8 protein-coding genes are annotated in these 11,757 nt (G+C 69.4%); 4 read left to right on the forward strand and 4 right to left on the reverse strand.

Going from position 1 to position 11,757, the window contains the following annotated elements:
• Positions 1-20: 20 nt before the first annotated feature.
• Complete coding sequence (gene rpsF, locus AB0C25_RS28980; protein ID WP_036391391.1) at positions 21-311, reverse strand: 30S ribosomal protein S6; 291 nt, start codon at positions 309-311, stop codon at positions 21-23.
• Between the two features lie 637 nt (positions 312-948).
• Here rpsF and AB0C25_RS28985 point away from each other — a divergent pair.
• Both AB0C25_RS28985 and AB0C25_RS28990 read left to right on the forward strand, forming a co-directional pair.
• Entirely contained in the window at positions 949-1,740 is a 792-nt protein-coding gene (locus AB0C25_RS28985; protein ID WP_357377257.1) for a deoxyribonuclease IV, read from the forward strand.
• Positions 1,737-4,196: a hypothetical protein gene (locus tag AB0C25_RS28990; protein WP_357377258.1), complete on the forward strand. Its 2,460-nt coding sequence runs from the start codon at positions 1,737-1,739 to the stop codon at positions 4,194-4,196. Before AB0C25_RS28985 ends, AB0C25_RS28990 begins: the two co-directional genes overlap by 4 nt.
• Before the next feature lie 118 nt (positions 4,197-4,314).
• On the opposite strand, the gene AB0C25_RS28995 is transcribed toward AB0C25_RS28990, so the two are convergent.
• The 3 genes from AB0C25_RS28995 to AB0C25_RS29005 form a co-directional block, all read right to left on the reverse strand.
• Positions 4,315-5,823, reverse strand: a complete 1,509-nt coding sequence (locus AB0C25_RS28995; RefSeq protein ID WP_357377259.1) for a glycosyltransferase 87 family protein — start codon at positions 5,821-5,823, stop codon at positions 4,315-4,317.
• Positions 5,824-5,950: 127 nt separating this feature from the next.
• Positions 5,951-8,872 carry a transglycosylase domain-containing protein gene (locus AB0C25_RS29000; RefSeq protein ID WP_357377260.1) on the reverse strand — a complete coding sequence of 974 codons (2,922 nt, stop codon included), beginning with the start codon at positions 8,870-8,872 and terminating at the stop codon, positions 5,951-5,953.
• A gap of 197 nt (positions 8,873-9,069) precedes the next feature.
• A complete protein-coding gene (locus AB0C25_RS29005; protein ID WP_357377261.1) occupies positions 9,070-9,519 on the reverse strand; it encodes a DUF5318 domain-containing protein in 450 nt (149 codons plus the stop codon).
• Between the two features lie 177 nt (positions 9,520-9,696).
• On the opposite strand from AB0C25_RS29005, the gene AB0C25_RS29010 reads away from it, so the two are divergent.
• Entirely contained in the window at positions 9,697-10,335 is a 639-nt protein-coding gene (locus AB0C25_RS29010; RefSeq protein ID WP_357377262.1) for a PadR family transcriptional regulator, read from the forward strand.
• A 23-nt stretch (positions 10,336-10,358) separates the two neighbouring features.
• Positions 10,359-11,438, forward strand: a complete 1,080-nt coding sequence (locus AB0C25_RS29015) for an inositol-3-phosphate synthase (RefSeq protein WP_357242939.1) — start codon at positions 10,359-10,361, stop codon at positions 11,436-11,438.
• The last annotated feature ends 319 nt before the right edge of the window (positions 11,439-11,757 follow it).

An 11,757-nucleotide genomic window follows, 5' to 3' on the forward strand; every position in this document is an offset into this window, starting at 1 on the left:
ACGAACCGGGGTTGGATGCTCTAGCGCATTTCCGGTCGGATGACCTTGGTGCGCAGCACGGACTCGTTGAGCCGGAGCTGACGGTCCAGCTCGGCCACCGCAGCAGGCGTGGCCTGCAGGTCGATGACGGCGTAGATGCCTTCGGCCTTTTTGTTGATCTCGTACGCGAGGCGCCTGCGGCCCCACACGTCGGTCTTCTCAACCGAGCCACCCGCGGTCCGAATCACGTTCAGGTACGTGTCGAGCGACGGTGCGACGGTGCGCTCCTCGAGGCTGGAATCGAGGATGACCATTAGTTCGTAGTGACGCAAGACGTGCTCACCTCCTGTGGGCTAAGCGGCCACGGTCCTTCCGTGGCAGGAGGTCTTGTGTCGTTGCCCGCACGCGCCGAGGGAACCCGACCGGACGCGGACAACCTGACCAGGATACCCGGTCCGAACGATCATGCCCGGGGAGGTCGGGTCGGCACCCGGACATGCTGACGGGGGTCCACCGCCCGACCGTGCACCGGTCGGTGGTGGACCCCCGTCTTACGAGGCCGCGGGGCGTCCCGTCCGCATTCCTTGGGTGGGACCTGGGGAGGAACGACCACACCGATGAGGTTGGACCGGAGACGCCCCGCGGAGCTTTATCGTGTTGTTATCTGACGATACAACAGCACTCGTACCTTGTCGGAGGAAAAAGCACAAATTTCCGAGATTCTTCATCGGTTGGAATCTGCCGGACGAGGGGGCCGCCCCCGCCGCGCCGGGCCGCGTGGCGGAGGCAACCTCGCTGTCGGCCGTCGACCTCGGTCGCCGTACGCGGCGCTCGCGCCGCCTGCTGACCGGGCAGTGGTCGCCGGTTCAATCCCATCAACGACCGTCGGTCCGAGCGGTGACGTCAACGACCACGACACCGCCCCGACCGTCGCGGCGGCGGTCAGGGTCGCGACGTAGGCTCGCTCGCATGCGTATCGGAGCCCACGTCGATTCGACCGACCCGCTGGCGGAGGCGGCTGCCCGGTCCGCCGACACCGTGCAGTTCTTCCTCGCCGACCCGCAGGGATGGAAGGCGCCCAAGCCTCGGGAGGACGCCGAGCGGCTGCGCGCGGCCGAGGTCGACCTCTACGTGCACGCGCCGTACGTCATCAACGTGGCGACCCTCAACAACCGCATCCGGATTCCGAGCCGGAAGCTGCTGCTCGGGCACGCCAACGCCGCGGCCGCCATCGGCGCCAAGGGCCTGATCGTCCACGGCGGGCACGTCAACGCCGGGGACGACCTGGCCGTCGGCTTCGACAACTGGCGCAAGACCTTCGCGTACGCCGCCGACTCCGGCGGCTTCGGCGTGCCGGTCCTGATCGAGAACACCGCCGGGGGCGACAACGCCTGCGCCCGACGACTGGACGCGCTCGCCCGACTCTGGGACGCCATCGGCGATCACGAGGTCGGCTTCTGCCTGGACACCTGCCACGCGTACGCGGGCGGCGAGGAGCTGCTCGGGCTCGTCGACCGGGTCAAGGCGATCACCGGGCGGATCGACCTGGTCCACGCCAACAACTCCAAGGGCGCGTTCAACTCCGGCCAGGACCGGCACGACAACCTGGGCGGCGGAACGATCGACCCGGAGCTGGTGGTGGCGGTGATTCGGGCGGCCGGGGCGCCGGTGGTCGTCGAGACACCGGGAGGCGTGGCCGGTCAGGCCGCCGACATCGACTTCCTCCGTCAGCAGCTCGGGACGGAGAGCCGGGCAGCATGACGACCGGACAGCCCGGGACCGGTAAGGCCCAGCCCACCTCCGCCGGCCCGGATGCCGGGGAGCGGCCCGCCACCGCGTCCACGACGGGCAGCCCGACCCGGCCGGCCGGCACCTCCGACGCCGACAAGGCGCCCGCCTCCACCACGGCTGCGGCGACCGCGGACGGCCCCGGGCGACCCCCGCGATCGACCGACGGTGCGAAGCCCAAGCCCGCAGCGGCGACGAACGGCAGGCCCACGGGTGCCACCGCCGCCACCGGTGACATCGAACCCGGTCCCGCGAAGGACGACACAACCACAACCGGCGGTACGAGCAGGGCCACCGACGCGGCCGAAGCCAGCGGTACGGGCAAAATCAGCGACGCGGCCGAAGCCAGCGGCACGGCCCCGGACGTCACCGGCACGGACGCGCCGAAGCGGGGCTGGATCAGCCGCCTGACCAAGCGCGGCAAAGCGGCCAAGGGGGAGAGCGCCAAGGCGGATGCCGTCAAGGACGATGACCCGGTCAAGGACGGCGGCACCAAGGGCGGTGACGTCAAGGCTGATGCCGTCAAGGTCGGTGACCCGGTCAAGGACGGCGACACGAAGGACGATGCGACAAAGACCGGCGGTACGGCCAAGAGTGGCAAGGCGGACGACGCCGACGGTTCGGCACAGGCCGATGGCGAGACGAAGCCGGCCGACCCGGATCGTTGGGAGGCGTTCGCCTCCGCTCCGGAGCCGAAGCCGTCCGTCCTCACCCGATCCAGCCGGGCCGTCGGCCGGTTCCTGATCCACGAGTGGACGCTGGCCGCCCTCGGCTCGCTGGCACTGGCCGTGCTGATGACCTGGCCGACGCTGCGCTACCCGCGCTACACACTCCCGCAGGACTACTGGGATCCGAGCCTGCAGGCCTGGCAGATGGCCTGGTCGGGGCACATCCTGCTGACCGACCCGGCGCACCTGTGGCAGTCCAACACGTTCTTCCCCGAGCTGTGGAGCTTCGCGTTCTCCGACACGCTGCTCGGGTACGCCCCGGCGGGGATGCTCGGCAGCGGCCCCGAGGACGCGATCCTGCGCTACAACATCATGTTCGTGCTGGCGCACGCGCTCGCCACGTTCGGGGCGTACGCCCTGGCTCGGCAGCTTGGCGCCGGCCGGATCGGCGCCGCTGTCGCCGGCGTCACCTACACCTACGCGCCGTGGTTGCTGTCCCAGGCCGGGCATCTGCACGTGCTCTCCAACGGCGGGATTCCGCTGGCGTTGGCGATGCTGGCGCGCGGGCACGGTTGGTCACTGCGGCACGGTTACCGACCCGAGCAGCGGCACGACGGGTGGATCTACGGTGGCTGGCTGGTGGCGGCGTGGCAGCTCAGTCTCGGCTTCGGCATCGGGCTGCCGTTCGCGTACTTCCTCGGCGGCACGGTGCTGGTCGCCGTCGTCCTCTTCTTCGTGCGGCGGCTGCGCACCCGCCAGGCCGTGCCCTTCGGTCGCCGGTTGATCGTCGCGAACGTGCTCGGTGGGGTGTTGTTCGCAGGTGTGGGTGTGCTCCTGGCGTTCCCGTTCTTCCGGGTCACCGAGCTGCACCCGTACGCCGAGCGCACCATCGACGACGTCAGCATCTTCTCGCCGCCGGCGTCGGGTTTCGTGACGGCGCCAGCGGAGTCGCGGATCTGGGGTGGACTGCACGAGGGTGCCCGTGCAGCGCTGCCGTGGCACCCGGAGATGACCCTGTTGCCGGGCTACGTGCTCTACGCGCTCGCCCTGGGTGGGCTGTTCTTCTCGGTCTGGCGGCTGCGGCACCGACTGCTGCTGCTCGCCGGGGTGCTGGTGACGATGGCCTTCGCGATGGGGACCCGTTTCTTCGACGGCACCTTCACCTACGTGCCGCTCTTCGAGCACGTGCCGGGATGGAGTGCTCTGCGTACCCCTGGTCGGTTGATGTTGTGGACCACGTTGCTGCTGGGTCTGCTCGCGGCGGGCGCGGTCACCGCGCTCACCGACCGGGTGCGGGAGCTGACCGCGCAGCGGATCCCGTCGTGGCCGGGGCCGTGGCTGCGGATGGCCACGCTGCTGCCGCTGCTGCTGGTGACCGTCGAGGGCCTGAACAGCACCCCGCATCCGGTGGTGCCGACCCAGCCGGCCGCGCTGCGTTCGGCCGAGGGACCCCTGCTGGTGCTGCCCAGCAGCCAGAACCTGGACCAGCACGTGATGCTCTGGTCGACCAGCGGGTTCCCCGATGTGGTCAACGGCGGCAGCGGCTTCACACCCCGTCAGCTTGACGACGTCCGTCGGGTGAGCCAGTCGTTCCCCAACCAGACAAGCGTCGACTACCTCCGCACGCTCGGCGTCCGGACGGTGGTGCTGCTGCGCGACCAGGTGCCCGGCACGCCGTGGGAGATCACCATCGACGCGCCTGTCGAGTCGCTCGGCATCACCCGCCAGGAAGTCGGGGACGCGGTCGTCTACCGGCTCTGACGCTTCAGGGCGGGTTTTCGGGGGAGCCCACCCGGCTCCGGGCGGTCAGGCTTGATCCCTGCGCCGGGCGGGCTCCCCCGAAACCCTGACGTGGTGCAGGCCGCGTTCGACCTAACTGTCAGGTAGCTGCGACGGGCTCGGGTCGGGGTTCGCTGCTCGTCTCTCTGCGGCGCCAGCGGTCCAGCCACGGCGCATCCGGTGCGCCGTCGAGGACGCCGCCGTCGGGGTCGTCCGGGTAGGTGGCCCGCACCACGTCCCGCTCGGGGTGCAGGATCTCCTTGATGACAAACACGCAGAGCACCACCACGGTGGTCAGCCGCAACGTCGAGGCCAGCACGAACACCCCCTCCGGGAAGACCGGGCGGCTGGTCGCCGCGCCGAGCAGCTCACCGTAGAAGGCGACGAAGTAGCAGACCTCGGCGATCTGCCAGGCCAGGAAGGCTCCCCACTTGGGTCGGGCCAGCACCACCAGCGGCAGGAGCCACAGCACGAACTGCTGCGACCAGACCTTGCTGAAGATGAGGAACGCCGCGACCACCAGGAAGGCGAGCTGACCCAGCCGCGGTCGGCGCGGTGCCCGCAACGCCAGTACGGCCACCCCGAGGCAGGCCAACCCGAACAGCGCGTACGAGAGGGTGTTGAGGGTGGGGATGTTGGCGTTCAGCCACTCGAACGGGCCGAGTTGGCCGGGGTCGTTGCCGACCTTGCCGTCCAGGTAGCGCCCGATGTACCAGAGGGTGCCCCAGTCGATCGGCCGGGTGGTGTTCAGCTCGAAGAACCGGTCCCAGTTGTCCGGGTAGGCCCGCGCGGCGGGCAGGTTCACCAGCACCACGGCGGCGACCGCCGTACCGGTGGCGGTGAGGGCGGCCCGGAGCCGGTCGGCCCGCAGCGCGAGAACGAGGATCGGCCCGAGCAGGAACAACGGCCACAGCTTCGCCGCGCCGGCCAGCCCGAGTAGTACGCCGGCGAGCGCGGGTCGTTTTCGGGCCCAGGCCAGCAGGCCGAAGGCGGCCAGCCCGATGGCCAGCAGGTCCCAGTTCACGGTGGCGGTGATCACCAGCGCCGGGGCGAGTGCGAACAGCGCGGCGTCCCAGGGTCGTCTGCGGCGCAGCGCCAGGAGCACCGCCACCGTGGCCACCGCCAGCGCGCCCAGCACCAGCGCGTTGAGGTTGTAGAACCACTGGCCCTGGTTGATGCTCGGGTCGCCGTCACCGACGGCGTGCACCGGCAGGCCCAGCGCGCCCATGAAGTAGCCGGTCAGCACCGGGTACTCCACCGGGTGGTCACGGTAGGGCACCTTGCCCTCGTTGAGCCCTTCGGCGTAGTACAGGGCGAGGACGTCGGTGTAGCAGAACCGGGTGTACTGGACGTTGTTCTGCCAGGCACCGTCCTGACAGGGCGACTTCTGCACCCAGTGCAGCGCGAGGGTGAGGCAGGCCAGGGCCAGCACGATCCGGACGGCGGTCCAGAAGCGACGCTCCTGGCCGGCCGGCTGGTCCAGCGCGACCGCGTGGTCGCCCAGTGGGCCGCCGATCGCGCCGGAGAGGCCGCGGACGAACCCGTCGGATCGGGACGGGTGGTCGGTGGTTCCGGCGTCGTCGATGCCGGGCGTCGACTGGGTGCTCATGAGAAGGCATCCTGCCGTATGAGCGGGGTAGTCGTCCCGTCCCGACGCGGAGAGATCTGGGTACGGAAACGCCGCCGCCGGCCGAACAGATCGTCCGGCCGGCGGCGGCGTCGTGCGAAGTTGCGGGTCAGTCCCGGTTCGGTGGTACGCCGGGCAGCAGTCCACCGCCACCACCACCGCCGCCTGGCCCCCCGGGCCCACCGGGATTACCGCCCGGGTTACCACCGGGATTTCCGCCCGGGTTACCACCGGGATTTCCGCCGGGGTTACCACCCGGGTTACCGCCGGGGACCGTGCAGAACGGGTCGGTCAGCGGGTCGCAACCCGGCTGACCCGGGAGACCGGGCAGACCCGGAGTGGGGGGCGGCGGCTCCTTGCCGTTGCCCTTCGTGACGTCACCCTCGCCGGTGACGTTGGGCAGGGGGATCTCCTCCTGGCCCTTGAGGGCGGCGTTCATGTACTTCTCCCAGATCGGGCCGGGGAGCGTCGCACCACCGATGTCCTTGTCGTTGTCGAGCTTGATCTGCGGCTTCTTCGGATCCCGGCTGCCCACCCACACCGCGGTGGCGTTCTGCGGGGTGTAGCCGACCGTCCAGGCGTGCGAGTTGTCCTTGTCGTCGTACTCCCAGGTGCCGGTCTTGGCGGCGGCCTGACGGCCGTCTTCGAGGGAGATGTTGTTGGGGCGGGGAATCTGCTTCAGGACACCTGTCACCTCGTCGGTGATCTTCTTGGGGATCCGCTGCTCCGACTTGATGCGCTCGCTGCCGACGACCTTCCACTTGCCGGAGTCCTTGTCCTGCTGCTCCACCTTGAAGACGAAGTGGGCCTTGATGTACTTGCCGTCGTTGGCGAACGTGGCCATGCCGTTGGCATGGTCGAGCACCGTGATCGGGTACTTGCCGAAACCGGTGTAGTTGTCGAACGGGTTCGGCCCCTTCTTCGACAGGTCGAAGGCCTGCGGCGGGTTGACGCCCCACATGGTGGTCACGCCGGCCTTGTGGGCCATGTCGACGACCTTGTCCGCGCCGATCGTTTTGGCGACCCAGTAGAAGGGCACGTTGTACGACTGGACCGTCGACTCTTCGAGGGTGCAGTACTTGCCGCACTTGAGGTTGGTACGGCCGGCGTTGCCGATCGCCACCTTGGAGCCCTCGGGCTTGTACGGCGTGGGGTCCCAGTGCGACTTGACCGAGATGCCGGCCTCGATGGCGGCGGCAAGGGTGTACACCTTCATCGACGAGCCCGGCTGGTGGCCACCGGTCAGGTCGCCGTTCTTGTCGGTGTTCTTGCCGGCGTAGTCGAAGTCGGCGCCGCTGTCACCGCCGTAGTAGGCGAGCACGCGACCCTTCGACGGGTCGATCGACACCACCGCCGCCATCAGGTTCTTCGGCTGCTCGTTGAGCAACGAACCCTTCTTGGACTGCATCGCCGTGTTCTCGGCGGCGGTCTGCAGCTTCGGGTCGATGGTGGTCGTGATCCGGTAGCCGCCGTCCCGCAGCGCGTCCACGCAACTCGTCTTGCCCTCCGCGCCACTGTCGGAGCAGAGGCCCATCGCGTCCATCTCTTCGCGGACGTAGTTGATGACGTTGCCCCGCGGGCTGTCGACACCGAACCCGTTCCCGCCCTTCTTCGGCGGCAGCACCTTCGGGTAGGCGGTCGGCGACGCGGGCTCGCCCGGGGCGTCGACCCAGCCTTCCTTCTTCATGCCGGCGATCACGTAGTCCCACCGTGTCTTGGCGTCCGGCAGATTCTCCGCCGGGTCGAAACCCTTGTGGGTTTCGCTCGGCCTCGGCTGCTTGATGACCGCCGCGAGCACGGCGCCCTCGCCCACGGACAGGTCCTTCGCCGCCTTGCCGAAGTACGTCTGTGCCGCGGCCTCGATGCCGTAGGCACCGCGTCCGAAGTAGATGACGTTGAGGTAGTGCTGCATGATCTCCGGCTTGTCGTACTCCTCGCTCAGCTTGGAGGCGAGGATGGCCTCCTTCACCTTGCGGCCGTACGAGTCGTCCTGGAGGTTCTCGAACGCGTTGCGGGCGTACTGCTGGGTGATGGTCGAGGCGCCCTGCTTGTCACCACCGGTGATGTTGTTCCATCCGGCCCGGACGATGCCCTTGTAGTCGACGCCGGAGTGCCGGTAGAAGTTGCGGTCCTCGGCGGCAGCCACCGCGTGCTGCACGTGCACGGGAATCTGGTTGATGGTGACGAAGGTGCGGTTCTCGCTGCCCAGCTTGGCCAACTGGGTCTTGCCGTCCTTGGCGTACACCGTGGTGGACAGCGGCAGCGGCAACTCGTTGGGCATGACCACGTTCGTCGAGTAGTAGGTGAACCCGACCACGCCGACACCGGCCAGCATGATGAAGATCGCGACGCCGGCGATCAGCAGGTTCATCCGCTTGCGCTTCTTGGAGCGCGCCGCGCCCGCGCCGCCCGCACCGCGACCGCCCCGGCCCGGGCCGTTGGGTCCACCGGGACCGTTGGGTCCACCCGGCCCACCTGATCCTCCGGAGACCGGAGAGACGCTCGCCCGGGCGACCGCGGCCCGGCCACCCACCGACGCGGAGCCGACGCTGGCTCGACCCGCCGAGGCGGTACCGACAGAGGCGGCACCGACCACCGCCCGACCCGCCGGCGCTCCGGGTGCCGGGGACACCGGCACCGAGGCTCGTCCGGCGCCGGCACGTCCGGCAGCCGCGCCGGGTCCGGGCGACGCCGGCACCGAGGCGCGTCCCGGTGCCGGGGACACCGGCACGGAGGCACGTCCTGGTCGGCCTGGGACCGCCGAGCCCACCGAGGCGGATCCGGCCGCCGCGCCACCCCGCGGCGGCACCGACGCCGATCCGCCCACCGTGGCCCGCCCACCGGCGGCCGGCGGCGTCACCGAGGCGCGAGCCGGGGTTGCCGCTCCGCCCCCCGAAGCCGACCAGCCACCTCCGCGGGAGTCACCGCCGGGCCGGCGGTACGCGTCGTCCGCGCCCGCCCCGGGGTCGCCCGCCGGGGCCGGGTACTGGGCCCGGCCGCGCGCAGAACTGGGATCGCCGTACGAGTTCATTCCTCACACCCTGCCGGTCGCGGTGGGGCGCGACTGCGCCGCCACCGGGTTGCCGTGAGTTGCTTCACCCGGGACGACGGCACAGGGGTGCCGCCTCGTCGAGGTCAATGCTGTATCAATCGGGCCAATCGGACCAACGAGCGGTCGGCCGTCCCGGGTTTCGTCGATGGCCCCGGGGCCGGTCCAACCTGCTGCGATCACCGTTGCGCCTCTCGCCTCCGCCAACCCGCACCTTCGGCGGCCGCGACACTCTGCTCGTCGGTGCCGTCGCTGTCGCCGGTCAGACCATCCCGGCCGAGCAGGTACTGCTCGACGAGATGGTTCCAGTCGCAGCCGAGGCACACCTCCACCACGAAGACCTGAAACTCACGCAGTGTCATCGCCAGCACGGGCAACTCGGTGAGCGTCCGTGCCTGCCCGGCGGACTGCCTGAGCTCGTCACCGTAAATGTAGTGGACGAGGGTCAGGTTTTCACTGCGGCAGATCGGGCAGCGCCGGTCCGTCGGCTCTCCGTGGAACCGGGCGGCGTTCTTCAGGTACGGCGACGCGTCGCAGACGTCGTACGTGCCGACCCGGCCGGCCAGGAGCTCACGCAGCACTGCTCGCTTCTGAAGCGAGTAGTCGACGACCTGGCGCTGCGTACGCATGCGAAGAAGGGTACGCGGTCCGGCCCAAGCAGGCGACCATGCTCACGATCCGTGACGACAGGGTCTCGGATTGGGGGGTTTGCCCTGGCCGGCGCAACCCGCTAACGTGCGATGTATCGGTCCGATACATCGCGGCGGTTACCGCTCCACGCCGGAGGGGAAAAGGGAGGGTGGCAAGTGCTTGAGTTCGCCATCCTCGGCCTCCTGCAGGAGTCTCCGATGCACGGCTATGAGCTGCGCAAGGAGCTGACCGCCAAACTCGGCGCGATCCGGGCGGCGATCAGCTACGGCTCGCTCTACCCGACCCTACGCAGGCTGCAGGCGGCGGGTTGGATCACCGAAGCTGCTGAGACACCCGCCACTGCCGAGGAGGTTCCCGCGCTGACCAGCCGACGAGGTCGGGTGGTCTACAAAATCACCGCGGAGGGCAAGGAACGCTTCGCCCAGCTGATCGCACAGGCCGGACCCGAGACGTACGACGACACGGGTTTCGGGGTGCACTTCGCGTTCTTCGCCCGGACCGACCAGGCGACCCGACTGCGCATTCTGGAGGGTCGCCGCCGCAAGATCGAGGAGCGTCGCGAAGGGCTTCGTGACGTGCTGGGCCGGGCAGCCGAGCGCCTCGACGCTTACACCTTGGAATTACAGCGCCACGGCCTTGACGCCTGTGAGCGCGAGGTCCGCTGGCTGGAGGAGCTCATCGCCAACGAGCGCTCCGGCCGAGCCCCGACGGTCCCGCACATCGGGACGGCCGGTGGCCGACGAGAAGACAACAGCCCGCCTCCGCCTGGAGAGACCAGGAATGAGCGGCCGTGACAGAAAAGAAGGAGGCAGACGCTATGGGCTCCGTCCGCGTCGCCATCGTCGGTGTGGGTAACTGCGCCTCGTCCCTGGTTCAGGGCGTCGAGTACTACCGGAACGCCAACCCGAACGACCGCGTCCCGGGTCTCATGCACGTCGCCTTCGGCGACTACCACGTCAACGCCGTCGAGTTCGTCGCGGCATTCGACGTGGACGCCAAGAAGGTGGGCATGGACCTCGCGGAGGCGATCGTCGCCAGCGAGAACAACACCATCAAGCTCTGCGACGTGCCGCCGACCGGCATCACCGTCCAGCGCGGTCCGACCTTCGACGGTCTGGGCCAGTACTACCGCGAGATCGTCGAGGAGTCCGACGCCACCCCCGTCGACGTGGCGCAGGCGCTGCGCGACGCGCAGGTCGACGTCGTCGTCTGCTACCTCCCGGTCGGCTCCGAGCAGGCCGCCAAGTTCTACGCCCAGGCCGCGATCGACGCCGGCTGCGCGTTCGTCAACGCCCTGCCGGTCTTCATCGCCTCCGACCCGGAGTGGGCCCAGAAGTTCACCGACGCGGGCCTGCCGATCGTCGGTGACGACATCAAGAGCCAGGTCGGCGCCACCATCGTGCACCGCGCGCTGGCGAAGCTCTTCGAGGACCGCGGTGTCGAGCTGCTGCGCACGTACCAGCTCAACTTCGGCGGCAACATGGACTTCATGAACATGCTGGAGCGCAAGCGGCTGGTCTCGAAGAAGATCTCGAAGACCCAGTCGGTCACCTCGCAGATCCCGCACGAGATGAGCAAGAGCGACGTGCACATCGGCCCGTCGGACCACGTGCCGTGGCTGGACGACCGCAAGTGGGCGTACATCCGCCTGGAGGGCCGCTCGTTCGGTGACACCCCGCTGAACGCCGAGCTCAAGCTCGAGGTGTGGGACTCTCCGAACTCGGCCGGCGTCATCATCGACGCGGTCCGGGCTGCGAAGATCGCGCTGGACCGGAAGATCGGCGGCCCGATCCTGTCGGCCTCGTCGTACTTCATGAAGTCCCCGCCGGTGCAGTACGCCGACCACGACGCCCACCAGGCCGTCGAGGAGTTCATCGCCGGCGAGGTCGAGCGCTGACCCGCTGAAACACCAGCAGCACCGTCGAGGGCCGGGTCCGCATGGACCCGGCCCTCGACGCGTTCAGCCCGCCATCTCCAGGTACGGCGACAGCCGCAGCGCCAACTCGTCGACCGAGTCCACCTCACCGCTGGCCAGCGCGTCCGTGAGCGCCATCCGCTCCTTGGCCGGCATGGTCAAGATCAGCCCAGCCCGCTCGAATCGAACATCCGCGGCCCTCCACGCTAACTCGAAAATCGAACCGTGCGTAGACACGCGGCAGCATCCCGCGTCGCGAAGCGGCGTGGGATGGGTCGTGGTGTGGCGGTGGTTAGGCGGC

The organism is Micromonospora sp. NPDC048839 (assembly GCF_040649915.1).
Classification (GTDB): Bacteria; Actinomycetota; Actinomycetes; order Mycobacteriales; family Micromonosporaceae; genus Micromonospora.